The organism is Streptomyces sp. DSM 110735, assembly GCF_016482685.1.
Lineage (GTDB): Bacteria > Actinomycetota > Actinomycetes > Streptomycetales > Streptomycetaceae > Streptomyces.
This window is the reverse complement of record NZ_JACYHF010000004.1, coordinates 1-26,091: the sequence shown is the minus strand read 5'-3', so window position 1 is coordinate 26,091 and position 26,091 is coordinate 1. Positions and strand designations below refer to the sequence as shown.

27 protein-coding genes and 1 riboswitch are annotated in these 26,091 nt (G+C 72.8%); of the genes, 15 read left to right on the top strand and 12 right to left on the bottom strand.

What is annotated here, in order from left to right:
• Positions 1-49: 49 nt before the first annotated feature.
• The 3 genes from IF655_RS08240 (at position 50) to IF655_RS08230 (ending at position 2,461) form a co-directional block, all read left to right on the top strand.
• A complete protein-coding gene (locus IF655_RS08240) occupies positions 50-562 on the top strand; it encodes a DUF5304 family protein (protein ID WP_199583383.1) in 513 nt (170 codons plus the stop codon).
• 78 nt (positions 563-640) lie between these two features.
• The gene (locus IF655_RS08235; RefSeq protein WP_199583382.1) at positions 641-1,594 is read left to right on the top strand and encodes an ROK family glucokinase; all 954 of its coding nucleotides are present in this window, start codon (positions 641-643) and stop codon (positions 1,592-1,594) included.
• Between the two features lie 117 nt (positions 1,595-1,711).
• Entirely contained in the window at positions 1,712-2,461 is a 750-nt protein-coding gene (locus tag IF655_RS08230; RefSeq protein WP_199583381.1) for an endonuclease/exonuclease/phosphatase family protein, read from the top strand.
• 44 nt (positions 2,462-2,505) lie between these two features.
• Here the strand turns inward: IF655_RS08230 and IF655_RS08225 are convergent, their stop codons facing one another.
• Complete coding sequence (locus IF655_RS08225) at positions 2,506-3,207, bottom strand: hypothetical protein (protein ID WP_199583380.1); 702 nt, start codon at positions 3,205-3,207, stop codon at positions 2,506-2,508.
• The gene (locus tag IF655_RS08220) at positions 3,200-3,979 is read right to left on the bottom strand and encodes a carboxylesterase (RefSeq protein ID WP_199583379.1); all 780 of its coding nucleotides are present in this window, start codon (positions 3,977-3,979) and stop codon (positions 3,200-3,202) included. Before IF655_RS08220 ends, IF655_RS08225 begins: the two co-directional genes overlap by 8 nt.
• A 192-nt stretch (positions 3,980-4,171) precedes the next feature.
• Here IF655_RS08220 and IF655_RS08215 point away from each other — a divergent pair, with 192 nt between their 5' ends.
• The 4 genes from IF655_RS08215 to IF655_RS08200 all read left to right on the top strand — a co-directional run bounded on the left by IF655_RS08215 (position 4,172) and on the right by IF655_RS08200 (position 8,003).
• The gene (locus tag IF655_RS08215; protein WP_199583378.1) at positions 4,172-4,909 is read left to right on the top strand and encodes a 1-acyl-sn-glycerol-3-phosphate acyltransferase; all 738 of its coding nucleotides are present in this window, start codon (positions 4,172-4,174) and stop codon (positions 4,907-4,909) included.
• Between the two features lie 73 nt (positions 4,910-4,982).
• Positions 4,983-6,194, top strand: a complete 1,212-nt coding sequence (gene macS, locus IF655_RS08210) for a MacS family sensor histidine kinase (RefSeq protein ID WP_199583377.1) — start codon at positions 4,983-4,985, stop codon at positions 6,192-6,194.
• Positions 6,191-6,865 carry a response regulator transcription factor gene (locus tag IF655_RS08205; RefSeq protein WP_018545565.1) on the top strand — a complete coding sequence of 225 codons (675 nt, stop codon included), beginning with the start codon at positions 6,191-6,193 and terminating at the stop codon, positions 6,863-6,865. The genes macS and IF655_RS08205 overlap by 4 nt, the downstream gene beginning before the upstream one ends.
• Positions 6,866-6,974: 109 nt before the next feature.
• A complete protein-coding gene (locus tag IF655_RS08200) occupies positions 6,975-8,003 on the top strand; it encodes a 6-phosphofructokinase (protein ID WP_199583376.1) in 1,029 nt (342 codons plus the stop codon).
• Positions 8,004-8,032: 29 nt separating this feature from the next.
• On the opposite strand, the gene IF655_RS08195 is transcribed toward IF655_RS08200, so the two are convergent.
• Positions 8,033-9,934: an anthranilate synthase family protein gene (locus IF655_RS08195; RefSeq protein ID WP_199583375.1), complete on the bottom strand. Its 1,902-nt coding sequence runs from the start codon at positions 9,932-9,934 to the stop codon at positions 8,033-8,035.
• Positions 9,935-10,053: 119 nt separating this feature from the next.
• A complete protein-coding gene (locus IF655_RS31750) occupies positions 10,054-10,110 on the bottom strand; it encodes a trp operon leader peptide (RefSeq protein WP_356098408.1) in 57 nt (18 codons plus the stop codon).
• Positions 10,111-10,215: 105 nt separating this feature from the next.
• Here IF655_RS31750 and IF655_RS08185 point away from each other — a divergent pair, with 105 nt between their 5' ends.
• Both IF655_RS08185 and IF655_RS08180 read left to right on the top strand, forming a co-directional pair.
• Positions 10,216-11,571 carry a class II 3-deoxy-7-phosphoheptulonate synthase gene (locus tag IF655_RS08185; protein WP_374100186.1) on the top strand — a complete coding sequence of 452 codons (1,356 nt, stop codon included), beginning with the start codon at positions 10,216-10,218 and terminating at the stop codon, positions 11,569-11,571.
• 152 nt (positions 11,572-11,723) lie between these two features.
• Complete coding sequence (locus IF655_RS08180; RefSeq protein ID WP_199583372.1) at positions 11,724-11,975, top strand: bacterioferritin-associated ferredoxin; 252 nt, start codon at positions 11,724-11,726, stop codon at positions 11,973-11,975.
• An 11-nt stretch (positions 11,976-11,986) separates the two neighbouring features.
• Here IF655_RS08180 and bfr read toward each other — a convergent pair whose 3' ends face one another.
• A complete protein-coding gene (bfr, locus tag IF655_RS08175) occupies positions 11,987-12,505 on the bottom strand; it encodes a bacterioferritin (protein ID WP_199583371.1) in 519 nt (172 codons plus the stop codon).
• Between the two features lie 153 nt (positions 12,506-12,658).
• Between bfr and IF655_RS08170 the strand changes: the two genes are divergently transcribed.
• Positions 12,659-13,291 (top strand): sulfite oxidase-like oxidoreductase, encoded by a 633-nt coding sequence (locus tag IF655_RS08170; protein WP_199583370.1) that lies wholly within the window; start codon positions 12,659-12,661, stop codon positions 13,289-13,291.
• A gap of 21 nt (positions 13,292-13,312) precedes the next feature.
• Here the strand turns inward: IF655_RS08170 and IF655_RS08165 are convergent, their stop codons facing one another.
• The 5 genes from IF655_RS08165 to thiO form a co-directional block, all read right to left on the bottom strand.
• A complete protein-coding gene (locus IF655_RS08165; RefSeq protein WP_307814887.1) occupies positions 13,313-14,215 on the bottom strand; it encodes a deoxyribonuclease IV in 903 nt (300 codons plus the stop codon).
• Positions 14,216-14,310: 95 nt separating this feature from the next.
• Positions 14,311-16,239 (bottom strand): Stk1 family PASTA domain-containing Ser/Thr kinase, encoded by a 1,929-nt coding sequence (gene pknB, locus IF655_RS08160; protein ID WP_199583369.1) that lies wholly within the window; start codon positions 16,237-16,239, stop codon positions 14,311-14,313.
• A gap of 85 nt (positions 16,240-16,324) precedes the next feature.
• Positions 16,325-17,122, bottom strand: coding sequence for a thiazole synthase (locus tag IF655_RS08155; RefSeq protein ID WP_199583368.1), 798 nt, complete (start codon positions 17,120-17,122; stop codon positions 16,325-16,327).
• Between the two features lie 3 nt (positions 17,123-17,125).
• The gene (gene thiS / locus IF655_RS08150; RefSeq protein ID WP_018545575.1) at positions 17,126-17,326 is read right to left on the bottom strand and encodes a sulfur carrier protein ThiS; all 201 of its coding nucleotides are present in this window, start codon (positions 17,324-17,326) and stop codon (positions 17,126-17,128) included.
• Positions 17,323-18,567 (bottom strand): glycine oxidase ThiO, encoded by a 1,245-nt coding sequence (thiO, locus tag IF655_RS08145; protein WP_199583777.1) that lies wholly within the window; start codon positions 18,565-18,567, stop codon positions 17,323-17,325. The genes thiS and thiO overlap by 4 nt, the downstream gene beginning before the upstream one ends.
• A gap of 9 nt (positions 18,568-18,576) precedes the next feature.
• Positions 18,577-18,688: riboswitch (TPP riboswitch) on the bottom strand.
• Positions 18,689-18,790: 102 nt separating this feature from the next.
• On the opposite strand from thiO, the gene IF655_RS08140 reads away from it, so the two are divergent.
• From IF655_RS08140 to IF655_RS08120, 5 genes are all read left to right on the top strand, one after another.
• Positions 18,791-20,023, top strand: a complete 1,233-nt coding sequence (locus IF655_RS08140; RefSeq protein ID WP_199583367.1) for an NAD(P)/FAD-dependent oxidoreductase — start codon at positions 18,791-18,793, stop codon at positions 20,021-20,023.
• A gap of 295 nt (positions 20,024-20,318) precedes the next feature.
• A complete protein-coding gene (locus IF655_RS08135) occupies positions 20,319-20,684 on the top strand; it encodes an Rv2175c family DNA-binding protein (RefSeq protein WP_199583366.1) in 366 nt (121 codons plus the stop codon).
• Positions 20,685-20,809: 125 nt separating this feature from the next.
• On the top strand, positions 20,810-21,457 hold the full coding sequence (gene thiE / locus IF655_RS08130; protein WP_199583365.1) for a thiamine phosphate synthase: 648 nt from the start codon (positions 20,810-20,812) through the stop codon (positions 21,455-21,457).
• A 112-nt stretch (positions 21,458-21,569) separates the two neighbouring features.
• Positions 21,570-22,493, top strand: coding sequence for a methylenetetrahydrofolate reductase [NAD(P)H] (metF, locus tag IF655_RS08125; protein WP_199583364.1), 924 nt, complete (start codon positions 21,570-21,572; stop codon positions 22,491-22,493).
• 56 nt (positions 22,494-22,549) lie between these two features.
• Positions 22,550-23,503 (top strand): hypothetical protein, encoded by a 954-nt coding sequence (locus IF655_RS08120; RefSeq protein WP_199583363.1) that lies wholly within the window; start codon positions 22,550-22,552, stop codon positions 23,501-23,503.
• 13 nt (positions 23,504-23,516) lie between these two features.
• Here IF655_RS08120 and IF655_RS08115 read toward each other — a convergent pair whose 3' ends face one another.
• Positions 23,517-25,004, bottom strand: coding sequence for an NAD(P)/FAD-dependent oxidoreductase (locus IF655_RS08115; protein ID WP_199583362.1), 1,488 nt, complete (start codon positions 25,002-25,004; stop codon positions 23,517-23,519).
• 46 nt (positions 25,005-25,050) lie between these two features.
• The gene (locus IF655_RS08110; RefSeq protein ID WP_199583361.1) at positions 25,051-25,662 is read right to left on the bottom strand and encodes a DUF4126 domain-containing protein; all 612 of its coding nucleotides are present in this window, start codon (positions 25,660-25,662) and stop codon (positions 25,051-25,053) included.
• Between the last annotated feature and the right edge of the window lie 429 nt (positions 25,663-26,091).

Here is a 26,091-nt window from a genome sequence, read left to right as displayed (position 1 = left end):
CCCCCGTTCGGGTAACGTCGACAACGCGAACCGTAGTCAGGAGTCCGCCATGAGCGAAGAGCACCCCGCCCCCGACCCCCACGCGCCGGAGCCGGAGCCCAAGGGGGCGCCCGCCGGGGAGCGGACGGCCGACGCCGACGCCTGGGCCACGGCCACCGCCGAGGACCTCGCCGCCGAGAAGGCCCGCCGCCGCGCCCAGCAGGCGCCGCCCCCCGGCTCCGCCGCCGAGGAGCTGCGCAGGCTCGTGGACACCGTGGCCGACAAGCTGTCCGGTCTCCAGTCCCCGCTGCTCGGCGCCGTCGCGGGACCCGCCGCCCAGCAGGTGGTGCGCCAGGTCGTCCAGCAGGCCAAGGCCGCCGTCGAACCGGTGGTCGAGCGCAATCCGGACGTCTTCGACCATCTCGCCGCCGCCGGTGCCGAACTGCTCGCCGCCTACCGCTCCGCCGTCACCTCCCAGGAGCGCCGCTGGACGGCCGGTCCCGAGACCGCCCCCGGCGACGGCGGCGACGACGGTCCCGGTCCCGCGGGCACCGGTCCCGGAGAGCGCATCGACCTGGACTGAAGCGCTCCCACAGCTCTCCCTCCACAGGGGCTCGGGTACCGTTGGCCCTAGCGGGGCTCGACCGGAACTGAGGGATTCATGGGACTCACCATCGGCGTCGACATCGGCGGCACCAAGATCGCGGCCGGCGTGGTCGACGAGGAAGGCAACATCCTCTCGACCTTCAAGGTGCCGACCCCCAGCACGCCCGGGGCGATCGTGGACGCCATCGCCTCGGCCGTGGAGGGCGCGCGTGCCGGACACGACATCGTCGGCGTGGGCATCGGCGCGGCGGGTTACGTGAACCGCCAGCGCTCCACCGTGTACTTCGCGCCCAACATCGACTGGCGCCAGGAGCCGCTCAAGGACGAGGTCGAGGCCCGCGTGGGCCTCCCCGTGGTCGTGGAGAACGACGCCAACGCGGCCGCCTGGGGCGAGTACAAGTTCGGCGCGGGCAAGGGCCACCGCAACGTCATCTGCATCACGCTGGGCACCGGTCTCGGCGGCGGCATCATCATCGGCAACAAGCTGCGCCGGGGTCACTTCGGCGTGGCCGCCGAGTTCGGCCACATCCGGATGGTCCCGGACGGTCTGCTGTGCGGCTGCGGCTCGCAGGGCTGCTGGGAGCAGTACGCCTCCGGGCGCGCCCTGGTGCGGTACGCCAAGCAGCGCGCCAACGCCACCCCCGAGAACGCCGAGGTCCTGCTCGGTCTCGGTGACGGCACCCCCGACGGCATCGAGGGCAAGCACATCTCCATGGCCGCCCGCCAGGGCGACCCGGTGGCCGTCGACTCCTACCGCGAGCTGGCCCGCTGGGCGGGTGCCGGTCTCGCCGACCTGGCCTCGCTGTTCGACCCGTCCGCGTTCATCGTGGGCGGCGGTCTCTCCGACGAGGGCGAACTCGTCCTCGACCCGATCCGCAAGTCCTACAAGCGCTGGCTGGTGGGCGGCAACTGGCGCCCGGTCGCCGACGTCATCGCCGCCCAGCTCGGCAACAAGGCGGGCATGGTGGGCGCGGCGGACCTGGCCCGGGAGCCCGACCCGGTGATGTGAGGCTTTTCAGGGGCGCGGGGAACTGCGCGACAAGCCACGATGTACCGGCAGTCGCAAACGATCCCCGCGCCCCAGGCCGTTGGGCGCTCGGACACCAGAACCGCGTAGGTTGACCCCATGGCAACCCCGTTCCCCAACTCCCAGACGGAGTCAGACGGTTCAGCGGTCATCCGGGTCCTGACCTACAACGTCCGCTCCCTGAAGGACGACACCGAAGCCCTGGCCGGAGTCATCAACGCCTGCGCCCCGGACCTCGTCCTCCTCCAGGAAGCCCCCCGCTTCTTCCGCTGGCGCAAGAAGCTCACCCGCCTCGCGAACGCCACCGGTCTGACCTACCTCACCGGCGGAGCCCCCGCCGCAGGTCCCGCGATCCTCTGCTCGCTGCGGGCCACGGTCGACCGCACCGAGGACGTCCTGCTGCCTCTCACCCCCGGACTGCACCGGCGCGGCTTCGCCACCGCCGAAGTCCGCTTCGGACGGGCCCGCCTCGGCGTCCTGAGCTGCCATCTCAGCCTCCAGCGGGACGAGCGCCGGGACCAGGGCGCCGCGCTCCTCGACCGCCTCGCCGGGATGGGCGCCGAGCACGCGATCGCGGGCGGCGACCTCAACGAGGACCCCGACGGCCACACCTTCCGCGCCCTCGCCGCCGGACTCCAGGACTGCCGGACCACCGCCCCGCAGGGCGCGGAGGACACCTTCCCGGCCGCCGCGCCCCAGCGCCGTATCGACGCGATCTTCGCCACCAAGGGCATCGAGGTGCTCGCCTGCGGAGTGCCGACGGACCTGCCCGGAGTGACCGAGGCGCACCTAAGGGCAGCCTCGGACCACCTCCCGGTCCTGGCCGCCCTCAGAATCCCGGCGTCCTGAAGTAGCTCGGGCGTCCTGAAGAAGCTCGGGCGTCCTGAAGAGGCTCAGACGACGGCCCCGCGCCCGGGGTCGTCGCCGCCGCCGTCCTCGTCGTCCGTGCGCATCCGCGTCACCAGCGTGATGAAGCCGCCCACGAAGCCGCCGATCCCGCAGGTCGCCAGCCACCAGGTCATCTCCCAGCCGAGCAGCACCGCAAGCAGGAGCAGCACCGGACCGCCGATCACGCCGAGCCAGGCGAACTTCGCGGTGGTGTCCGCCACCGGCAGCGGCGGCGGCTCGGGCGGCACGAAGTGGCCCTCGTCGTCCCCGTCGAAGTCGTCGTCGGAGGGCTCGGGCGCGCGGTGGTCGCGCGGTCCGGGGCGCGGTCCGACGCCGGGCGCGAACGAGATCGAGCTGCCCAGCGGGCGGGCGGTCCGGGGCGTGCCCGGCTCCTCCCCGTCACCGCCGTTGTCCGCGCCCTTGTCCGTGTCCTTCTTCGCGTCCTTCTTCGTCTCCTTCTTGGCGTCCTTGTCCACGCCGGGGGACGCGCCGGGGGTGACGCCGGGCTGCTCCGGGTCCATCTCCGGCAGCGCCAGGTCCTCGACGGGTCTGAACGGGCGCGAACCCGGCGGGTCCGGCGGCTCCGCGCCGTACCCGGCGACGATCGCCTTCCAGGCGGCGTCCTCGTCGAAGGGCACGTCCGTCGTACCCGGCTCGTCCGGCTCGCGCTCCTCGCGGTCCTCGCGATCGGAGTCGTGCTCAGCCAACTGGGGCCGTCCCTTCCTCGTCGGCACGGGGTGCGAGCCGGCCGACAAATGCGAGGCTCTCCTCGAAGATCCGGTCCGCGTCGTGGTCCAACGTCGCCACGTGGTAACTCTGTTCCAGCACGATCTCCGTTACGTCCGTCGAGGACACCCGGCTCAGCACCCGGGCGGAATCGGCCGCCGGAACCACATGGTCCCGCGCGCTGCGCAGCAGCAGCAACGGCTGGGTGACCCGGGGCAGCTCGCCGTCCAGACGGCGCAGGGACTCCCGCAGCGAGTGCGCGGCGTGCAGCGGCACCCGGTCGTAGCCCAGCTCCTCGGCGCCTTCCTTGGCGATGTCGCTGGCGATGCCCTTCGTGGAGGGCACCAGATGCCGGGCCACCGGAAGGGCGTACGCGGACAGACCGTGCACCCGGTTCGCCGGGTTGACGACGACCACCCCGGCGATCCGGTCGCCGTGCCGCGCGGCCAGCGCGAGGGACAGCGCGCCGCCCATGGACAGACCGGCCACGAACACCTGGGAGCAGCGCTCGGAGAGCTGCCGCAGCTCGCGGTCGAGCGTCGCGTACCAGTCGGCCCAGGTGGTGGCCGCCATGTCCTGCCAGCGGGTGCCGTGTCCGGGCAGCAGGGGCAGCGAGACGGTCAGGCCGTGCGCGGCGTGGTGCTCCGCCCAGGGGCGCAGCGACTGGGGCGAGCCGGTGAAGCCGTGACAGAGGAGGACACCCACTTCCCCGCCTTCGTGGCGGTACGGCTCTGCTCCGGGAAGGACCGGCACCTGGGGGCTCCTGTTCGAAGAAGGGCGAAGGGGACTTTTCCGGTGCGTGCGGGACGGTTCGGGGAAAGCGGCGTGCGGAACCGGCGGATGTGCTTCACCGTACGCGACCGTACCGACACCGACCAGGGTCGTCGGGTCCATCGGGCGCGGACCGGGTTAAGGTCTGTTCGACGGAACTCAGGAGGAACACGGGTGTTGTACGGCACGATGAAGCTCGCCATCGGAGGGCCGCTCAAGGTCGCCTTCCGGCCCTGGGTGGAGGGTCTGGAGAACATCCCGGACGAGGGTCCCGCGATCCTGGCGAGCAATCACCTGTCCTTCTCGGACTCGTTCTTCCTCCCCACGATGCTGAACCGCAAGGTCACCTTCATCGCCAAGGCGGAGTACTTCACCACCCCGGGCGTCAAGGGCAGGCTGACCGCCGCCTTCTTCAAGGGCGTCGGACAGCTCCCCGTGGACCGCTCCGGCGCGCGCGGCGCGGGCGAGGCGGCGATCAAGAGCGGCATAGACGTGCTCAGGCGCGGCGAGCTGTTCGGCATCTACCCCGAGGGCACCCGCTCACCCGACGGCCGGCTCTACCGGGGCAAGCCCGGCGGTCTGGGACGCGTGGCGCTGGCCACCGGCGCGCCGGTCATCCCGGTCGCGATGATCGACACCGAGAAGATCCAGCCGCCCGGCAAGGTGATGCCGAAGCTGATGCGGCCCGGCATCCGGATAGGCAAGCCGCTCGACTTCAGCCGCTACCAGGGCATGGACCACGACCGGTTCGTGCTGCGCGCGCTGACCGACGAGGTCATGTACGAGATCATGAAGCTCTCGGGCCAGGAGTACGTGGACATGTACGCGACCGCCGCCAAGCGGCAGCTCGCGGAGGCGGCGAAGGCCGCCAAGGAGGCCGCGGCGGGGGCCGGGGCCACCACCGGGGAGTAGCCCGGGACCAGCCGGGGACGGTCGGCTCGGGGGAGCGGCGGGGGAAGCGGTACCGGGGGAGACGGGGGCGGTCGTGGCCGGGCGGGGACGGGTTCTGCGGATGTCGGTCGAGCTGCCGCTGTGGCGCGCGCTCGCCGGGTACCGCGTGCTGACGGCGCTGTACGCCGTCGGTCTGGGCGTCACCGCCTTCGACCACTTCGTACGCCCCTGGGCAGCCGTCGCGTACTACGCGGTCCTGGTCGTCTGGACGGCCGTCACCCTGCCCCGGGTCACCGGCGCCGAGCGCTGCACCCGGCGCTTCCTCGCCGCCGACCTGACCGTCGCCGTGACGGGCATCCTGCTCACCCCGTTCACCGACGACCCCGCGCGCATCGCGGGCGGCGGACCCACGCTGCCGTCGATATGGACGGCAGGAGCGGTGCTCGCCTTCGCCCTCAAGGGCGGCTGGCGCTGGGCGGCGATCGCCTCCACCGCCGTCGCCGCCGCCAACCTGATCGAACGCGGCGCCCCGACCCGCGACACCGTGCACAACGTCATCCTGGTCTGGCTCGCCTCCATCGCCATCGGCTACGTCGTCGAGGTCGCCCGCGCCTCCGAGCGCACCCTCGCCCGCGCCCTGGAGATCGAGGCGGCCACCCGGGAACGCGAGCGGCTGGCCCGCGACATCCACGACAGCGTGCTCCAGGTGCTCGCGATGGTGCAGCGGCGCGGCGCGGTCATCGGCGGCGAGGCTGCCGAGCTGGGGCGGCTCGCGGGCGAGCAGGAGATCGCCCTGCGCACGCTGGTCTCCGGCGGGCTGCTGCCGGTCTCCCGTACGCCACTGGACGGGGAGCCGCGCGAGGAGTCGGTGCCGGACGACCACGGTCCGCTCGACCTGCGCACCCTGCTCGCCCCCTACGCCGGGGCGAGGGTGAGCCTGGCCGAGCCGGGTGCCCCGGTGCCGCTGCCCCCGGCCGCCGCGCGCGAGCTGGCCGCCGCCGTCGGGGCAGCCCTGGACAACGTGCGCGCACACGCGGGCGAGAACGCCCGCGCCTGGATCCTCGTCGAGGACGAGCCCGCGGCGATCGTGGTCACCGTCCGCGACGACGGTCCCGGCATCCCCGAGGGCCGGCTCGCCGAGGCGGAGGGCGAGGGCAGGCTCGGTGTGGCCCAGTCGATCCGGGGACGGCTGCGCGACCTCGGCGGCAGCGCCGAGCTGATCTCGGTGCCGGGCCAGGGCACGGAGGTCGAGCTGACGGTACCGAAGAGCGCCGAAGGGGCGCGCGGGAAGGCGGAGAAGCGATGACGGAGCAGGACCCGATCAAGGTCATGGTGGTGGACGACCACCCCATGTGGCGCGACGCGGTCGCCCGCGACCTGGCCGAGTCCGGCTTCGCCGTGGTCGCCACGGCGGGCGACGGCGACCAGGCGGTACGCCGCGCCAAGGCAGCCGCCCCCGACGTGCTCGTGCTCGACCTGAACCTGCCCGCCAAGCCCGGCGTCCAGGTGTGCAAGGAACTCGTCGCCCACGACCCTGCCCTGCGCGTCCTCGTACTGTCCGCGAGCGGCGAGCACGCCGACGTGCTTGAGGCGGTGAAGTCCGGCGCCACCGGCTATCTGCTGAAGTCCGCCTCCACCGAGGAACTGACCGACGCCGTGCGCCGCACCGCCGCCGGGGACCCGGTGTTCACCCCCGGTCTGGCCGGACTGGTCCTCGGCGAGTACCGCCGCCTGGCCGCCGAGCCCGCCCCCGCGCCCGACACCGACGCCCCCGGCGCGCCCCGGCTCACCGACCGGGAGACCGAGGTGCTGCGCCTGGTCGCCAAGGGGCTGAGCTACAAGCAGATCGCCGAACGCCTGGTCATCTCGCACCGCACGGTCCAGAACCACGTGCAGAACACCCTCGGCAAGCTCCAGTTGCACAACCGCGTCGAACTGGTCCGTTACGCCATCGAACGCGGTCTCGACGACGAGTGAGTCCCCGCGCCGACCGGTGATTCACCGGAATCGCCCTTCCCACCTCGGTGCGTGAGCTGTATCACGATTAACGTGGCTGGGTCGGGACACCTCGGCGAAGGGACATTCCATGCGCGTCGGAGTACTGACCGGTGGCGGCGACTGCCCGGGTCTCAACGCCGTCATCCGAGGCATCGTCCGCAAGGGCGTGCAGGTGTACGGGTACGACTTCACCGGCTTCAAGGACGGCTGGCGCGGCCCGCTGGAGGGCCGCACCGTGCCGCTCGACATCCCCGCCGTGCGCGGCATCCTGCCCCGGGGCGGCACCATCCTCGGCTCCTCGCGGACCAACCCGCTCAAGGAGGAGGACGGGGTGCGCCGGGTCAAGGAGCACCTGCGCGAGGAGGGCGTGGACGCCCTGATCGCGATCGGCGGCGAGGACACCCTCGGGGTCGCCGCCGAGCTGTACGAGAAGCACGGGGTGCCCTGCGTCGGGGTGCCCAAGACCATCGACAACGACCTCTCCGGCACCGACTACACCTTCGGCTTCGACACAGCGGTCAACATCGCCACCGAGGCCATCGACCGGCTGCACACCACCGCCGAGTCCCACATGCGGGTCCTCGTCTGCGAGGTCATGGGACGGCACGCGGGCTGGATCGCCCTGCACTCCGGGCTCGCCGGGGGCGCCAACGTCATCCTCATCCCCGAGCGGCGCTTCGACGTGGACCAGGTGTGCGGCTGGATCACCTCCCGCTTCGAGGCGTCGTACGCCCCCATCGTCGTCATCGCCGAGGGCGCCATGCCCCAGGACGGCGAGGTGGTGCTCAAGGACGAGTCGCTGGACTCCTTCGGGCACGTGCGGCTCTCCGGGGTCGGGGAGTGGCTGGCCAAGCAGATCGAGAAGCGCACCGGCAAGGAGGCACGCACCACCGTGCTCGGGCACATCCAGCGCGGGGGCACCCCGAGCGCCTTCGACCGCTGGCTGGCCACCCGCTTCGGGCTGCACGCCGTCGACTGCGTCCACGAGGGCGACTTCGGGGTGATGGTCGCCCTCCAGGGCACCGACATCGTGCGCGTCCCGATCGCGGAGGCCACCGCCACGCTGAAGACGGTCAAGCCGGAGCTGTACGAGGAGGCGGGGGTGTTCTTCGGATGACGGATGACGGCTGACGGCTCCCGGTGCGGCTACGCGGTCGCCGTCCGGGACCGCAGCACCAGGTCCCGGACCAGCGCCGCCCCGTTCAGGGTCAGCACCGACTCGGGATGGAACTGCACCGAGACGAACCGGTCCGCGCGCAGCGCGTGCACCTCGCCGTCGTCCGTCCGGCTCACCTCCACGCCGTGCGCGGCCAGCTCGGCAGCGGTCTCGTCGTCGCAGCGCGCCACGAAGCTGTTGTAGAAGCCGACCGTCTCCGGGCGCCCGAACAGGTCGACCGTGGTCTGCGCGCCCTGGTACGGCACCTTCTTGCGGACGATCTCCAGCCCCAGCTCCGCCGCGATCAGCTCATGTCCCAGGCACACCCCGAACACCCCGTGCCGGTGGTCGCCCAGCGCCGCCGCCGTCAGCTCCCGCAGCACCCGCATCTTCGGGTCCGCCGGATCGCCGGGGTCGCCCGGACCCGGACCCAGCACCAGCGGACCCTCGTGCGCGAGCGCGGTCGCCCGCAGTCCCGGCTCGTCGAAGCGGCGCACGCTCACCTCAAGCCCCGCCGAGCGCAGCACGTGCGCCAGCATCGAGGTGAAGGTGTCCTCGCCGTCGATCACCAGCGCGTGCACACCGACCGGCGCGGCAGGCTCCCGCATCCGCAGCCAGAACGGCGCCAGCGCCGAGCGCCGCCCGTCCAGCGCCGCCCGCACCCGGGGGTCCTCCGCGAGCCGGGGCAGCGCCCGCTCGGTACGCGGACGGGCGGGCCGTACCCCGAGCGCCGCCAGCACGCCCGCCGCCTTCGCGTGGGTCTCGGCGACCTCGCCCGCCGGGTCCGAGCCGCGCACCAGGGTCGCCCCGACCGGCACGCTCAGATGTCCGTCGGCGGCGATGTCGGCGGTGCGGATCAGGATGGGGGAGTCCAGCGTGCGCGCACCGCCCGCGTCCCGGCCCAGCAGGGCGAGGGCGCCCGCGTAGTAGCCGCGCCCGGTCGGCTCGTACCGCTCGATCACCCGGCACGCGTTCTGCACCGGGGAGCCGGTGACCGTCGCCGCGAACATGGTCTCCCGCAGCACGTCCCGCACGTCCAGCGAGGTCTTCCCGCGCAGCTCGTACTCGGTGTGCGCGAGGTGCGCCATCTCCTTCAGCCGGGGTCCGATCACGACCCCGCCCTGGTCGCCGACGGTGCACATCATCTTCAGTTCCTCGTCGACCACCATGGAGAGTTCCTCGGTCTCCTTGGCGTCGGCGAGGAAGTCCAGCAGATGCTCCGGGGTCGGTCCCCCGGCCGGGTAGCGGTACGTCCCGCTGATCGGGTTCATCACCACCGTGCCCCCGGACATCCGCACATGGACCTCGGGGCTCGCGCCGACCAGCGTGCGCTCCCCGGTGAACACCACGAACGTCCAGTACGCGCCCCGCTCACCGGCGAGCAGCCGCCGGAACAGCGCCAGCGCGTCCGTCCGCGAGAAGCCCGGGATCTCGCCCTGGTAGGTCCGCCTGATCACGAAGTTCGCGCCCTCGCCGCGCCCGATCTCCTCGCGCAGCACCCGCCCGACGATCTCCGCGTACTCCTCGTCGGCCACGTCGAACCCGCCGCCCTCGACCCGCACCGCGCGGTCCGGCAGGGTTTCCAGCGCGCGGGCGAGCGGGACCTCGTACGACTCCTCGGGGGTCAGCACCAGCAGCGGGGTGCCGTCGTCGCGGACGTCGAAGCCGCGCTCGCGGATCTGGCGGAACGGGATCAGCGCCAGCCCCTCGTCGGGCAGGTCGGCCAGGCGGTCGCGGGCGGTGACGGGTCCGAGCAGCACCTCCACCGTGGGCTCCTCGCGACCGGGGGTGCGGCGGTGCAGCAGGGCGAAGGGGCGCGGGCCACCGGCGAGGCGGGAGAGATCGGTCGTACGAGCGGGGGCGGTGGCGCCGGTGGGGTCGGTCGGGTTCATGGAGTCCTCTTGCGTCGGTCCGAGAAGCGGGACGGCGGACGCCGGTCGAGGAGAGGCTCCGGAAAAACACCGAAGGCCGCCCCTCGGGCGGCCTTCGCGAAGTCTTTCAGTACGCGCAGTCAGCGGGCCGCCGGAGAAGCGGTCCACCACCAGTTCTGGATCGTCGGCGCGAACATGGAAACGACCCTACCGTACCGGCGGGGCGTCCACGGGGCAGTCACTTCGTCTCACCTTTCGAGCCGGACCGGGAGCACGGGTGGCGACCCCGTAATGTTTACAGGGTGACCGTGAACGCTGATTCCCGAGCCGTCGCCGCCGAGGCGACCTGGCGAGACCTGCCCGCGGCGCAGCAGCCCGAATACCCGGATGCCGAGGCTCTGCGCGAAGTGATCGCGGAGTTGTCGAGCTATCCGCCCCTCGTCTTCGCGGGCGAGTGCGACCTGCTGCGCGCCCGCCTGGCGTCCGTCGCCAAGGGCGAGGCGTTCCTGCTCCAGGGCGGCGACTGCGCCGAGTCCTTCGAAGCCGTCGGCGCGGAGGACATCCGCGCCAAGGTCAAGACGATCCTGCAGATGGGCGCCGTCCTGACCTACGCGGCGTCCGTGCCGGTGGTCAAGGTCGGCCGGATCGCGGGCCAGTACTCCAAGCCGCGCTCCAAGCCCACCGAGACCCGCGACGGCGTGACCCTGCCGGTCTACCGGGGTGACTCCGTCAACGGCTTCGACTTCACCGAGAAGAGCCGCTACCCGGACCCCGAGCGCCTGAAGCGGATGTACCACGCCTCCGCCTCCACGCTGAACCTGGTCCGCGCCTTCACCACCGGCGGCTACGCCGACCTGCGCCAGGTGCACGCCTGGAACCAGGACTTCGTGAAGTCCTCCCCCTCCGGGCAGCGCTACGAGCAGCTCGCCCGCGAGATCGACCAGGCGCTGAACTTCATGCGCGCCTGCGGCGCCGAGCCGGAGGAGTTCAAGACCGTCGAGTTCTACTCCTCGCACGAGGCGCTCCTGCTGGACTACGAGACGGCCCTGACCCGGGTCGACTCCCGCACCGGCAAGCTGTACGACGTCTCCGGGCACATGGTGTGGATCGGTGAGCGCACCCGGCAGATGGACGGCGCGCACATCGAGTTCGCCTCCAAGGTCCGCAACCCGATCGGCATCAAGCTCGGCCCGACCACCACGGCCGAGGACGCGCTGCGCTACATCGACCGCCTCGACCCCGACCGGGAGCCGGGCCGGCTGACGTTCATCGTCCGCATGGGCGCCGACAAGATCCGCGACAAGCTGCCCGAGCTGGTCGAGAAGGTCACGGCGTCCGGCGCGACGGTCGCCTGGGTGACCGACCCGATGCACGGCAACACCTTCGAGGCGGCTTCCGGGCACAAGACCCGCCGCTTCGACGACGTGCTGGACGAGGTCAAGGGCTTCTTCGAGGTCCACAAGGGTCTGGGCACCCACCCCGGCGGCATTCACGTGGAGCTGACCGGCGACGACGTCACCGAGTGCGTCGGCGGCGGCGACGAGATCTTCGTCGACGACCTCCACCAGCGCTACGAGACGGCTTGCGACCCCCGGCTCAACCGCAGCCAGTCGCTGGACCTCGCCTTCCTCGTCGCGGAGATGTACCGCGACCAGTGAGGCGGAAGTGGCCTGAAGCGTGAAGTGGGGCGCGGATCACAGACGATCCGCGCCCCACGGCTTTCCCGACCCCCGACCGCTGGGTTAGGTTAGGTTTGCCTCACCGAGATACGGGATGGCGCACAACGGCGTTCTCGTCGGAGGTGAACCGGGTGTACGTCTGCAGTTGCTTCGGCATCACCGAGCAGCAGGTCGAGCAGCACGCCCGGGACGGCGCCTGCACCCCGCGTCAGATCGCCTCCGCCTGCAAGGCGGGCACCGACTGCGGCGGCTGTGTCCGCCGTATCCAGGCACTGCTCGGGCGGGGCGCCTGCCCGCGCCGCGAGCAGATCGCCCAGCGGCCCCCGGTGCTGGTCACCGCGACCGCCTCCGAGGCTCTGCCGCAGCGCCCTGCCGCCGCCTGACCCCTCGGTTCTCAGTGGGTGGAGAAGCCGCCCGTGCCCGGACCCGACGAGTCCGGCTGGCTCTGCTCGATCGTGGTGGACAAGTACAGCGCCTCGCCCAGCTTGTCGATCAGGTCGAGCTGGGTCTCCAGATAGTCGATGTGGTGCTCCTCGTCGGCCAGGATCGCCTCGAAGACGTTCGCCGACGTGATGTCGCCCTTGGCGCGCATGATCTCCACGCCCCGGCGCAGCCGCTCGATGGCCTCGACCTCGATCTGCCGGTCGGCCTGGAACATCTCCGTCGCGGTCTGCCCGACCGAGACATGGAAGAGCCGCTGGTAGTTGGGCAGTCCGTCGAGCAGCAGGATGCGGTCGGTCAGGACCTCCGCGTGCCGCATCTCGTCGAAGGACTCCGCCCGGGTGTACTGGGCGAGCTTCGTCCACCCCTTGTGGTCCTGGAGCTTGGCGTGCAGGAAGTACTGGTTGATCGCGGTGAGCTCGGCGGTGAGCTGTTCGTTGAGCAGCTCGATGACCTCGGGGTCGCCTTGCATCGGGATGGACTCCTTCCGGGCAATCCTGGCTGATGGTGCCGCATGATTTCACCGGTGCCCCAACTCGTCCAGTAAGTGCATACTTAGTGAGCTATGTCCGCATTGGCGTGATGCCGGTCGGATGCACCCTCTCCGGTCTGTCAGGATGGAGGCATGGGTCATCCGGTGGAACGTGCGTCCGGAGCACGCGCAGAGGCAGAACTTCCGCCGGGGCAGCGGCTCCAGCGCGGCTGGCCCGTCACCCACTACGGACCGGTGCCGAAGTTCCGTCCCGAGCGCTGGGACTTCCAGGTCTTCGGCGCCACCGCCGACGGCGCCAAGCACGCCTGGTCCCACGAGGAGTTCACGGCGCTGCCGTACACCACGGTCGTGGCCGACCTGCACTGCGTCACCAAGTTCAGCATGCTGGGCGCCGAATGGGGCGGGGTGCCCGCCCGCGCGCTCCTCGACCTGGCGCCGCCCGGGCCCGGGGTCACCCATGTGATGGTGTGGGCGGAGTACGGCTTCAGCGCCAATCTGCGCCTTGAGGACTTCGCCTCCGACCGGTCGGTCTTCGCCACCCACAAGGACGGCGAACTCCTCACCGCCGAGCACGGCTTCCCCGCCCGCCTGGTCGTCCCGCACATCTACGCCTGGAAGGGTCCCAAGTGGGTGCGCGGTGTGGAGTACATGACCGCCGACCGGCGCGGCTTCTGGGAGCAGCGCGGCTATCACAACATCGGCGACCCGTGGCGCGAGCAGCGCTACTCCTACCAGGAGCAGCCGGGGGACGGTCCCGAACTCTGAGCCGCGCCCCCGGTACGGCTCTCAGCCGTCGCGCAGCCGCTTGAGCCGGGCCACGTCCGCCGCGTGCCCCTCCTTGCCGCCGGGGGTCTCGATGACCAGCGGCACGCCCGCCGTCGCCGGGTGGTTCAGCAGGGCGCGGAACGGCTCCTCGCCGATGTGCCCGGCGCCGATGTTCTCGTGCCGGTCCTTGTGCGCGCCCGCCACGTCCTTGGAGTCGTTGGCGTGGATCAGCTTCAGCCGCCCCTCGCCCACGGTGTCCACCAGCAGGTCCAGGGTCTGCCGCATCCCGTCGGGTCCGGTCAGGTCGTGCCCGGCGGCGAAGATGTGACAGGTGTCCAGGCAGACACCGAGCTTCGGATGGGCGTCGAGCGCCTCGAAGTACGGCCCGAAGTCCCAGGTGCGCGAGCACAGCGAGGCGCCCTGCCCGGCGGTGGACTCAAGCAGCAGGAACGGGTCGTCGTCGTGGGTCAGCTCGTCCAGCAGCGGCAGCAGGTGCTCGCGCACCTGCTTCAGCGCCACCTCACGGGCTCGCCCGCCGGTCGCGCTGCCGGTGTGCACGACGACCCCGAGCGCGCCGATCTCCCGCCCGCGCCGCAGCGAGTGGCGCAGCGACTCCACGGACTTCTCGACGGTGGCCTCGGTGTGCGAGCCGAAGTTGATCAGGTAGGGCGCGTGCACGTACGCCGGGACCGACTCCTCGGCGCACGCCGCGCGGAACGCCTCGTCCTGCTTCGGGTTCCCGGCGGGCGTGGCCCAGCCGCGCGGGTTGGCGACGAAGACCTGCACGGTCTCCGCCTTCAGCTCACGGGCGTAGGAGAGACCGGTCGCGTGCAGTCCGCCGGCCACCGGCACATGGCCGCCGACGGGGTTGCGCAGGGCGCCGGACAGGGGTGCGGATGCGGGGGAGGTGGCCTGGCTCGTCACCCGTTCAGGGTGTCACGCCGGGCCCGCCCGCCGGACCGCCGAGGGCGGTGAGACCGGTCACCGGAAGGCGACCGGTCAGCGGGCGGGACCGCTGGTCAGCGGATGGTCAGGGTGATCGTGGAACCCTTGGGCGCCTTGTCGCCGCCCTCCACGGACTGCCCGCGGACGGTGTCCCCGAACAGCCCGAGCAGCCCGCGGTCCTTGTCGACGTCGAACCCGGCCGCCTCCAGCACCTTGGTCGCGGTGTCCACGTCCTGCCCGGTCACGTCCGGGACCACGACCATCTCGGGTCCCTTGGACAGGGTCAGCGTCACCGTGTCGCCCTCGGCGGCGGTGCCCTCGGCGGGGGTCTGGCGGACCACCTCGTCCTTGTCGACGTCGGAGGAGTGCACCCGCTCGGGGGCGATCTTCACCTTCAGCCCCGCGTCGGTCAGGTCCTGGGTGGCGTCGTCCACGTCCTCGCCGGTGACGTCCGGGACGTCCACCTGACGCCCCTTGCTGACGACCAGCGCGACCGCGGAGCCCGCGTGCCGCTCGGTGCCCGCGTCGGGGGTCGTGGAGATCACCGAGCCGCGCTCGACGTCGTCGCTGAACTCCCGGGTCACCATGCCCGGCTCCAGACCGGACGACTTCAGCCGCTCCCGCGCCGAGGCCAGGGTGCGGCCGGTCAGGTCCGGCACCTTCACCGTCCGCGGACCCAGCGAGACCGTCAGCCCCACCGAACCGTGGTCGCGGATCCGGGCGCCCACCGACGGGTCGGAGCCGATGACCTGGCCCCGCTCCACGGCGTCGCTGTAGGCGTGGCGCACCTTGCCCACGTTCAGACCGGCCGACTCCAGCCGCTTCTTCGCCTGCGCCTCGGTGCGCGACAGCAGCGGCGGGACCTTGGTGAACTGACCGGCGTTGACATACCAGACGCCCACGCCGAGGAACAGCACCACCAGGGCGGCGACCAGCGCGAGCAGCCCGCGCCGGGGACGGGCGGCGGAGCGCCGGGGCGGCAGGGCGTCGGCTTCAAGACGGGCCGTGTACTGCACGTCACCGCCGGGGGTGCCGTCCGGCTCGCCCACCGGCAGCGGGCGCGGCACGGTCAGCGAGCGCGGGATCACGCTCGTACGGTCCTCGGCGTTGTCGTGCCCGGCCGTGAGCGCGCCCGGCGGTTCGGCGTCGAGCTGCTCCCCGGTGAGCGCGGAACGCACCCGCAGCACCTCGCCGAGCAGCGCCGCCGCGTCGGCGGGGCGCTCGGCGGCCGTGCGCGCGGTCGCGGCGGCCACCAGCGCGTCCAGCGCGGGCGCGAGCCCGGGGACCAGCGCCGACGGCGGGGGTACGTCCTCGTTCAGATGCCGGTAGATCACCTGCGCGGGGGAGTCCCCGGAGTGCGGCTTGGCGCCGGTCAGCATCTCGTAGAGCACGACACCGCACGCGTACACGTCCACGCGCGGATCGGCGGCGCCCCGCTCGATCTGCTCCGGGGCGAGGTAGGAGACGGTGCCGAGGACGGCGCCGGTCGTGCTGGTCACGGTGTCCACCGAGCGCACCAGACCGAAGTCGGCGACCTTGACCCGGCCGTCGTCCCCTATCAGCACGTTCTCGGGCTTCATGTCCCGGTGCACGAACCCGGCCCGGTGCGCGGCACCGAGCGCGGCGAGCACCGGCTCCAGGATGTCGAGGGCAGCCCGCGGCCTGAGCGCCCCGCGCTCGCGCAGCACGTCGCGCAGGGTGCACCCGGCGACGTACTCCATCGCCAGATAGACGTACGAGCGGTCGGTGCCCTGGTCGAAGACCTGCACCACGTTGGGGTGGGAGAGCCGGGCGACCGACTTCGCCTCCCGGATGAAGCGCTCCACGAACGCCCCGTCGGCGGCCAGCGCCGGGTGCATCACCTTGACGGCGAGCACCCGGTCCAGGCGCATGTCCAGGGCCCGGTAGACCGTGGCCATCCCGCCGACGGCGATCCGCGCGTCGACGCGATAGCGGCCGTCGAGCACCTGCCCGACAAGAGGGTCCTGAAGCGTTGCATCCACGCGAAGGAGTCTACGAGGGACGACCGGCACTCCCGTCCCGGAAGGGGCCGCCGGGACGGATTGCGGCAGAGCTGTGACGAGGCGCTCAGCCGAACGCGGGGCGCTCGGGGTCCAGGTGCGCGCGCCCCTCCACGGGCGAGGACGCCTCGGCGAAGTGCCTGCGCGGGATGCGTCCGGCCAGCCGAGCCAGGCGTCCCGCCAGCACCGCGTGCCGCATCGCGGCGGCCATGGTCTCCGGTTCCTGCGCCCGGGTGACGGCGGAGGCGAGCATCACGCCTGCGCACCCCAGCTCCATCGCCAGCGCCACGTCCGAGGCGGTGCCCGCGCCCGCGTCCAGGATCACCGGCACGCGCGCGTGCTCGGTGATCAACTGGAAGTTGTGCGGGTTGCGGATGCCGAGCCCCGAGCCGATGGGCGAGCCCAGCGGCATGACGGCCGCGCAGCCCACGTCCTCCAGTTTCCGGGCGAGAACGGGATCGTCGTTGGTGTACGGCAGCACGGTGAAGCCGTCGTCCACCAGCGTCTCCGCCGCCTCCAGGGTCTCCACCGGGTCCGGCAGCAGGGTCCGCTCGTCCGCGATGACCTCCAGCTTCACCAGGTCGGTGCCGAGCGCCTCGCGGGCCAGGCGGGCGGTGAGCACCGCCTCGCCCGCGGTGTAGCAGCCCGCCGTGTTCGGCAGCACCCGTACGTTCAGCTTCTCCAGGACCGAGAGGACCGAGCCGTGGGTGCCCGGGTCGACGCGGCGCATCGCGACCGTGGTCAGCTCGGTGCCGGAGGCGGTCAGGGCGCGCTCCAGGACGTCGAGGCTGGGGGCGCCGCCGGTGCCCATGATCAGCCGGGAGTCCAGGGTCAGGTCGCCGATGACCAGCGGGTCGTCGCTCATGGCTCAGCCTCCCTGCACGGCGGTCAGCACCTCGACCCGGTCGCCCTCGGTCAGACCGGTCTCCGCCCAGCGGGTGCGCGGGACGACGGTCTCGTTGAGAGCGGCGGCCACTCCGGAGGGCGCCGGGGTCAGGGTCCGCACCAGGGCGTCGAGGGCGGTGCCGGGAGCCACCTCGCGGGGCTCCCCGTTGACGGAGATGTTCATGCGGAGTGCTCCAGGGGGGTGGATACGGCGGCTGCGGGCGCGGGGGCGGGCGTGGACGCGGGGGCGGCGAACCGGGCCGGGGTGAACGGGCGCGCGGCTTCCGGGGGCTCGGCGCCGGTCAGCAGGTCCGCCATGACGTCGCCGGTGACGGGCGTGAGCAGGACGCCGTTGCGGTAATGGCCGGTGGCGAGCAGCAGCCCCTCCAGACCGGAGGCGCCGAGCAGCGGAGCGTTGTCGGGGGAGCCGGGGCGCAGTCCGGCGCCGGTCTCGGTCAGCGGCAGCTCGGTGATCCCGGGCACCAGTTCGTGGGCGTCGCGCAGCAGCTCGTACACCCCGCCCGCGGTCACCGTGGTGTCCCAGCCCTGCTCCTCGGTGGTGGCGCCGACGACCAGCTCGCCGTTCTCGCGGGGCACCAGATAGACCTGCCCGCCGCGCACCACGGCCCGTACGGTCCGGCTGAGGAACGGCGCGTACCGGGGCGGCACGGTCAGCCGCAGCACCTGGCCCTTGACCGGGCGCACCGGCGGCAGCACGTCCTCGGGGACCCCGGTGAGCCGTCCGCTGGTGCTGCCACCCGCGAGGACCACCCGGGGCGCGCGCAGCACGGTGCCGTCCTCGCCGGTGACGCCGACGGCGCGCCCACCGGCCGTGTCGAGCCGCGCGGCCCACGCCCGGTGGAACACCACCCCGGCCCGCTCGCAGGCCAGCACGAGGGCCGTGGCGAGCCGTCTCGGGTCGATCTGGTGGTCCCCGTCCACCCGGAGTCCGCCGCGCACGCCCGGCGCCAGCATCGGCTCAAGGCGGCGGCACTCGCGCCCGGTCAGCCACTCCGACTCCAGACCGGAGCGGAGCTGGAGCGCGTGCAGTTCGCGCAGGTGGGCGCGGTCGTCGGCGTCGAGCGCGACCGCGAGGGTGCCGCAGCGGCGGTAGCCGAGCCCGAGCCCGGTCGCCTCGGTCAGCTCGGCGGCGAAGTCCGGGTAGCGGCGGGCGGACTCCAGGTTGAGGGCGAGCAGCGCCTCCTCGCCGTAGTGCAGTTCGGTGACGGCGGCGAGCATCCCCGCCGCGACCCGCGCGGCGCCGCCGCCGGGCTCGGGGTCCACCACCGTGACGGCGAGTCCGCGCCGCGCGGTCCGCCACGCCGTGGCCAGACCGATGATCCCGCCGCCGATCACGAGCACGTCGCTCGTGCCCGCCGCGGGTTTTCCGGACACGGGTTTCCCGGACACGGGGTTCTCCGGCATACCTGCGTGCATGGGCGTTCAGCCCCTCCCTTCGCCGGCATGACCCGGATCAGGTTCGTACGGTCGGAGGCCGCCAGCCTCCCTCTCAGCCCGGTGCGTCCGGGCTCCCGCGAGTGCTTTCTACGGTGGCCACCCTAGTCCTCGGCGCATGTCCCCGGTATCTCGGCCCCCGGACGCGGGCTGAGGAGGCGTCAGTGATCGCGCGGCCGTCTATGGTGGCCGGGTGAGCGAGCAGACACCGCGGGAGAGCGGGGCGGGCGGGCGGCGCGTGGTCGTCGCGGGGGCGGGCATGGCCGGGGTGCAGACCGCGGTCGCCCTGCGCGAGCAGGGCTTCGCCGGGACCATCACCCTGATCGGCGACGAGCCGCACCAGCCGTACGACCGGCCGCCGCTGTCCAAGGCACTCCTCCTCGGCAAGACCGAGGACTCCGCCTTCGACGTGGACTTCGCCTCGCTCGGCATCGACCTCAGACTCGGTGTCGCCGCCCTCGGCGTCCGCCCCGCCGACCACGAGCTGGACACCGAGGCGGGTCCCGTCCCGTACGACGCGCTGGTCCTGGCCACCGGCGCCGCACCCGTCCGGCTGCCCGGCACGGACGACGCGCCCGGCGTGCACCTGCTGCGCACCCTGGACGACGCCGAACGGCTGCGCCCGGTCCTCGCCGGACAGCACGACGTCGTCGTGGTGGGCGCGGGCTGGATCGGCGCCGAGTTCGCCACCGCCGCCCGCGAGGCGGGCTGCGCGGTCACCGTCGTCGAGGCAGCCGACCGGCCGCTGGCCGAGGCGCTGCCCGAGGAGGCCGCCGCGCCGATGGCCGACTGGTACGAGGCGGCGGGCGTCGAGCTGCGCACCGGCGCCCGCGTGGAGCGCGTCGAGCCCGGCGCCGTCGTGCTCTCCGACGGCACCCGGCTGCCCGCCGGTGCCGTCGTGGTCGGCATCGGCGCCCGCCCCGCCACCGCCTGGCTCGCCGGTTCGGGCATCGAGCTGGGCAAGCACGGCGAGGTCCTGGCCGACGACCGGCTGCGCACCTCCGCCGAGGACGTGTACGCGGTCGGCGACTGCGTCTCCTTCCCCTCGGCCCGCTACGGCGACCGGCTGCTCGTCCACCACTGGGACAACGCCCTCCAGGGTCCCCGCACGGTCGCCGCCGACATCCTGGAGGCGGGCACCGCGCCCTACGACCCGGTGCCGTACTTCTGGTCGGAGCAGTTCGGGCGCTTCGTGCAGTACGCCGGTCACCACGCTGCCGCCGACCGCACGGTCTGGCGCGGCGCGCCCGAGGAGGCGGCCTGGACCCTGTGCTGGCTGCGCGAGGACCGCCTGGTCGCCCTGCTGGCCGTCGGCCGACCGCGCGATCTCGCCCAGGGACGGCGGCTGATCGAGTCGGGGCGCACGCTGGACGCGGGCGTCCTCGCGGACCCGGCGCGCCCGCTGAAGGAGGCGGTGGCGGGCTAGGGCCTGTCCGGCGGATCTTCGTGGGCCCGCGACGCCTGGCACGCACTCTCGCCGCACGCCCGAATCACCCGAGTACGTCCAGTACGAGGGGGATCCGGGCGCACGCCGAGAGCACGCACCAGACGCCGCGGGCTGCTCCACGAAGATCCGCCGGACAGGCCCTGGTCCCGGCCACGGTCGGGCGGCTGCCGGGACGGTCCGGGGCGGCTCGCGGTGGCTCGGGACGGGCTTTGGGGCGACCCGGGCGGACCGTCCTGGTTTCCTCCCGTCGGCAGAGGATGGCAGGCTTGGTCGTGTGACCGAGATTGACGCAAAGATCGATGCTCTCGTCCCCGCCTGGCTCACCCTCCCCGACATCGCCGAACAGTTCGGTGTCGAGGTGACGCGTGTGCGGCAGTTGGTCAAGGAGGGCCAGCTCATCGCCGTACGCCGTGGTGAGAACCGGGCGCTGCACGTCCCCGCCGCCTTCATCGACGGGGACAAGGTCGTCAAGGGCCTGGTCGGCACCTTGACGCTCCTGCGGGACGACGGCTTCACGGTCGAAGAAATGATCGAGTGGCTGTTCACTCCCGACCCCTCCCTGCCGGGCACCCCCGCCCAGGCGCTGAGCGAGAATCGCGGCACGGAGGTGAAGCGCCGGGCCCAGGCGCTGGCCGTCTGACCCACCGCACCAGAGCCCCGGCGGGCGGCGTTCGTCCCGTCCGCCGGGGCACCGGACGGTCACCGGCCGACGCCCGCACGCCGTCCGACCCGCACCGCACCACCGAACACCCGGGGGACCACCGCATGTCCGACACCGCCCGCACCCGCCTCGCCGACGCCCGGCTCTACCTCTGCACGGACGCCCGCACCCGGCAGGGCGACCTCGCCGAGTTCCTGGACGCGGTCCTCGCGGGCGGCGTCGACATCGTGCAGTTGCGCGACAAGGGTCTGGAAGCCGCCGAGGAGCTGGCGCACCTGGAGGTCTTCGCCGACGCCTGCGCCCGCCACGGCAAGCTGCTCGCGGTCAACGACCGCGCCGACGTCGCCCACGCCGCCCGCGCCGACGTGCTCCACCTCGGCCAGGGCGACCTGCCGGTCCCGGCAGCGCGCGCGATCCTCGGCGACGACGTGCTGATCGGCCGCTCCACCCACAGCGGGGCGGAAGCCGCCGCTGCCGCCGTCCAGGACGGCGTGGACTACTTCTGCACCGGTCCCTGCTGGCCCACCCCGACCAAGCCCGGACGCCCCGCCCCCGGACTGGACCTCGTCCGGTACACCGCCCGGCTCGGCACCGAGCGCCCCTGGTTCGCCATCGGCGGCATCGACCTCGGCAACCTCGACGAGGTGCTGGAGGCGGGCGCCCGCCGGGCGGTCGTGGTCCGCGCGCTCACCGAGGCGGACGACCCGGGCGCGGCGGCGGCGGAGTTCGCCAAGCGGCTGCGCGAGGTCTGACAGCCCCCTGGATCGCGCCGTTCCTGTCCAAGGGATGGACAAGCGTCCGGCAATTCGGCCATATCGCCGGTTCCCGGTTGGGGGACCGGCGACCCCTGGCTAACCTGCGGGTATGGCCCTCGGAACCGCATCCACCAGGACTGATCGCGCCCGGACCGTCCGGGACATCCTCGCCACCGGCAAGACGGCGTACTCCTTCGAGTTCTACGCGCCGAAAACCCCGACCGGCGAGCGGAACCTGTGGAACGCGCTGCGCCGGGTCGAGGCGGTGGCCCCCGACTTCGTCTCCGTCACCTACGGCGCGGGCGGCTCGACCCGCGCCACCACGGTCAAGGAGACCCAGCAGATCGTCGTGGACACGACGCTCACCCCGGTCGCCCATCTCACCGCCGTGGACCACTCGGTCGCCGAACTGCGCAACATCATCGGGCAGTACGCCGACGCGGGCATCCGCAACATGCTCGCCGTGCGCGGCGACCCGCCCGGCGACCCCATGGGCGACTGGGTCGCGCACCCCCGGGGACTGACCTACGCCGCCGAACTCGTCCAGCTCATCAAGGAGTCGGGCGACTTCTGCGTCGGCGTCGCCGCCTTCCCCGAGATGCACCCGCGCTCCAGCGACTGGGACACCGACGTGTCCCACTTCGTGGACAAGTGCCGCGCGGGCGCCGACTACGCGATCACCCAGATGTTCTTCCAGCCCGAGTCGTATCTCCGGCTGCGCGACCGGGTCGCCGCGGCGGGCTGCGAGACCCCGGTGATCCCCGAGATCCTGCCGGTCACGAGTGTGCGGATGCTGGAACGACTGCCACAACTCAGCAACGCCGTCTTCCCGTCCGAGCTGAAAGAGCGGATCCTCACAGCGAAGGACGACCCGGCGGCTGTACGCTCCCTTGGCATCGACTTCGCCACGGAGTTCTGCGCGCGCCTGCTCGCAGAAGGAGTGCCCGGACTGCACTTCATCACGCTCAACAACTCCACGGCGACACTGGAAATCTACGAGAACCTGGGCCTGCATCACCCCCCGCGGGCCTAGACCGGCCGCACCGGCGTACGACACACTGCGTAACGGTCACTGGGAGAGGGGCGTACATGGGCTGGACGGTCCTCTACATCGCGTTCGGCATCGTCGCGCTGTGGTTGCTCGGCGAAGTGCTGCTGCAGTACAAGGCGCGGCTGCGCTGGCGGTTGCTCGCGTTCACCGGCTTCCTCGGCGTCGTGGTCGGCGTGCTGCTGCCGTCCGTGATCGTCATCGGCATAGGCGCGATCGCCTTCGCGGTCGGCCAGACCTACGTCACGCTCTCGTTCCGCAAGGGCTTCGCGGCGGGCTGGGCGGTCAAGCGGCCCGTTGACGGGGAAGAGGCGGCGCCCGCCAAGCGCCGTGGCCGCCGGGGTGAGCACCAGGACCCGGTGTTCGGCGCCGGTGGCACCGAAGGCGACACCGAGCCCGCCGCCTACGAGCCGCCCGCCTACGCCCGCGAGGGCGCCGACTTCGACGACGACGCCTACGACCGGGACGACGTGTTCACCCCGGTCCGCACGCCCGAGCCCGGCGCCGAGGCGACCACCGTCTACGAGCCCCAGCCGATGCCCGACGACACCGGCTCCTACGGTGTCTACGGCGACCAGACCCAGAGCGCCCCCCAGCAGCAGCCCACCGGCGAACAGGCATACGCCTACGACTACTCGGGCTACGACCAGACCCAGCAGCAGTCCTACGGCTACGACGCCACCAACGGCGCCCAGGGCTACGGCACCTACCAGGACCCGTACGCCGCCACCCAGACGCAGGACTACAGCGGCTACGACACCTCCGGCTACGGCCAGCAGCAGTACGCCCAGCAGACACAGCAGACCTACGGGCAGGACACCGCCTACGGCACCGGCGGCTACGGCGACGGCCAGACCCCGGCCGGCGGAGTCTGGGTGCCGCAGCAGCGCACCGACGAGTACGGCGGCGAACTCCCGCAGGAGCAGCCGTACCCCTACCAGGGGCAGGCGCAGCAGCAGCCGAACGCCGGGTACGACGAGCAGTACCGCTACTGAGCGCGTCCGCGGCTCACGTCGAGCCGCGGAACTCCGGTCCCTCCACGACGAGTCCGGCCACCAGCGCGCCCGACATGCCCGCGTGCGGCAGCCCGCCGCCGGGGTGGGACCAGCCGCCGACCCGGTAAAGCCCGGGCAGCCGCGTGGAGTTGGCGGGATGCAGGAACCGACCGCCGCCCGCGGCGAGCGAGGGCGCGGGCACGGCACCGGTCCGGTCCGGCGTCACCACCTCGTGCCAGAGCAGGCGTTCGCGCAGGTCGGGTATCGCCGCGCTCGCGGCGTCGAGCATCAACTCGGTGGCGTGGGCGACCTTCTCCGGGTCCTCCCAGCCCCCGTCCACCGGGACGGTCGCGCAGAGCACGGCCGACTCGTGGGCGTCGTCGGGGCGCAGCGCGGGGTCGCCGGGGCGGAACACGGTCACCGTGGGGCGCGGCGGCAGGTCGCCGCCGGGGGATGTCAGGAAGTCCAACTCCGCCTGGTCCTCCGGGGAGTGCACCACCGTGCGGTGGGGGGCGCCCTCCTCCCGGGCACCGCGCAGCGCCAGCAGCACGGTGAACCGGGCGGCGTCCGAGGGGGCGTGCCCGGACGCGACATCGCCCTCGCCGTCCAGCGCACGGTCCGTCAGGGAGCCGAGCAGCACCGGGTCCACACCCGCGACGACCGTGTCCGCCTCGACCGCCGAACCGTCGGCCAGTTCCACGCCCGCCGCCCGGCCGTCCTTCTCCACCACCCGGGTCACCTCGGCGCCGAAGACGAACTCCACCCGGCGCCGCACACACCGCTCGTACACCGCGCGGGCCAGCTCGCGCATCCCGCCGCGTACGTACCAGGTGCCGAAGGCGTGCTCCATGTACGGCAGCACGGCCGCGCTCGCGGGGGCGGTGCGCGCGTCGAGACCGTAGGCGAGGGCGTGGCTCGACAGGAGTTCCTGGAGGCGCTCGTCGCGCAGCTCCCAGGCGCCGACCTCGGCGAGTGTCGAGGCGCGGCGGGTGCGCAGCAGCTTCTTGTGCGGGACCGACGGGTAGGGCTCGCGGTCCGCCAGCACCCGCCAGTTGGGCCACAGGGGTTCTTCGAGGAGCGGGCGGCGGGTGCGGTCCCAGGCTTCACGCGCCCGGACCAGGAAGTCGCCCCAGCGCTGCCCGGCTCCGGCGCCCAGCGTCCCGTCCAGAGCCGCGACGACCCCGGCGCGCGAGGCGTTGGGCAGGTCGACACGGGTGCCGTCCGCGAAGACGTGCCGGGCGGCGGGGTCCACCTGGACCAGCTCGACCAGGTCCTCCAGCGGCTCCTTGCCGGTCTTCAGGAACAGATCGCGGTAGACGGCGGGCAGCGGCAGCAGCCCCGGACCGGTGTCGAAGGCGAACCCGTCCCGCTCGAAACGGCGCACCGCGCCGCCGTACGTCTCGTCCCGCTCGTACACCGTCACCCGGTGGCCCGCGACGGCCAGCCGGGCGGCGCACGCCATCGCGCCCATCCCGGCGCCGATCACCACAATCCGTGCCATGACCGCGACTTTACCGACCCCCACCGACAACGCCGTCGGAGAGGTCCTAGGGCGGTCCGTCCATCCGCGAGGCGAGCCTGCGTTCCTCGCGGCGCTGGGCGCGGCGGCGCAGGAAGCGGCGGATGCGGGAGACGAGGAAGACCATCACGACAAGCCCGGAGACCAGCAGCACCGCGCAGATGATCGCCGCCGCCTCCGGATGGAACATCGCGAACGACACGATCCCGCCCACCCCGAGATCCTCGGCCAGGCTCAGCACGATGTTGCTGACCGGCTCGGGGGAGGTGTTGACCGCCATCCGCGTCCCGGCCTTCACGGCATGGCTGGCCAGCGCCGTCGAACCGCCGACCAGCCCGGCGGCGACGTCGGAGAGCGAACCGCTGTGCCCGGCGAGCAGCGCCCCGACCCAGGCGCCCGCGAGCGGACGGATCACCGTGTGCGCGGAGTCCCACACCGAGTCCACGTACGGGATCTTGTCGGCGACCGTCTCAAGGAGGAACAGCACACCCGCCGCGATGAGCACCTCGGGGCGCTGCAGGGTCTGCGGGACGTCGTCGCTCACCCCGGTCAGGCCGAACAGGCCGAGGAGCAGCACCACCGCGTAGGCGTTGACGCCGCTGGCCCAGCCGCTGGTGAAGACCAGGGGGAGTACGGACACGGAGGCGATGGTAGCCAGCGCGCGGCTCTGGGGGGCGGGTTCGCGTGCGGAGGGCTGAGTATCCGTACCTAGACGGCGAGATGAGTAGCCGCGCGGATGGGCCGGAGGGCGCCCGGGCGGGAGAGTGGAGGCACGGCAAGGGGCGCGGCCCGGCACCGCCGACACGGGGCGGCGGAACGGCGCCCGCCCGCCTGCCGCTCCTTCCGCCGATCCGTCGGCGGAAGCGAGGCACGGGGGCCCGTGGACCGACCGTCCACGGGGACCGGGAAGGACCGTACGGGGAGTACGGGGGAAACAGGAGGGCGCCCCGGGGCGGGGGGCCCCCCCCCCCCCCCCCCCCCCCCCCGAAACCCGTTACCCCCCCCCCCCCCCCCAGCCCCCCCGGCCCCCCCCCCGGGGACCCCCCCCCGGGTATTATTAAAAAAAAAA

Coding starts and splice junctions, on each gene's coding strand:
- bfr (WP_199583371.1), bottom strand. CDS start 12,505: ATGCAAGGCGACCCCGAGGTCATCGAGCTGCTCAACGAACAGCTCACC.
- IF655_RS08155 (WP_199583368.1), bottom strand. CDS start 17,122: ATGAGCGACGACCCGCTGGTCATCGGCGACCTGACCCTGGACTCCCGG.
- IF655_RS08240 (WP_199583383.1), top strand. CDS start 50: ATGAGCGAAGAGCACCCCGCCCCCGACCCCCACGCGCCGGAGCCGGAG.
- metF (WP_199583364.1), top strand. CDS start 21,570: ATGGCCCTCGGAACCGCATCCACCAGGACTGATCGCGCCCGGACCGTC.
- IF655_RS08230 (WP_199583381.1), top strand. CDS start 1,712: ATGGCAACCCCGTTCCCCAACTCCCAGACGGAGTCAGACGGTTCAGCG.
- IF655_RS08235 (WP_199583382.1), top strand. CDS start 641: ATGGGACTCACCATCGGCGTCGACATCGGCGGCACCAAGATCGCGGCC.
- thiS (WP_018545575.1), bottom strand. CDS start 17,326: ATGAACATCTCCGTCAACGGGGAGCCCCGCGAGGTGGCTCCCGGCACC.
- IF655_RS08200 (WP_199583376.1), top strand. CDS start 6,975: ATGCGCGTCGGAGTACTGACCGGTGGCGGCGACTGCCCGGGTCTCAAC.
- IF655_RS08115 (WP_199583362.1), bottom strand. CDS start 25,004: ATGGCACGGATTGTGGTGATCGGCGCCGGGATGGGCGCGATGGCGTGC.
- IF655_RS08120 (WP_199583363.1), top strand. CDS start 22,550: ATGGGCTGGACGGTCCTCTACATCGCGTTCGGCATCGTCGCGCTGTGG.
- IF655_RS08205 (WP_018545565.1), top strand. CDS start 6,191: ATGACGGAGCAGGACCCGATCAAGGTCATGGTGGTGGACGACCACCCC.
- thiO (WP_199583777.1), bottom strand. CDS start 18,567: ATGCCGGAGAACCCCGTGTCCGGGAAACCCGTGTCCGGAAAACCCGCG.
- IF655_RS08195 (WP_199583375.1), bottom strand. CDS start 9,934: ATGAACCCGACCGACCCCACCGGCGCCACCGCCCCCGCTCGTACGACC.
- thiE (WP_199583365.1), top strand. CDS start 20,810: ATGTCCGACACCGCCCGCACCCGCCTCGCCGACGCCCGGCTCTACCTC.
- IF655_RS08170 (WP_199583370.1), top strand. CDS start 12,659: ATGGGTCATCCGGTGGAACGTGCGTCCGGAGCACGCGCAGAGGCAGAA.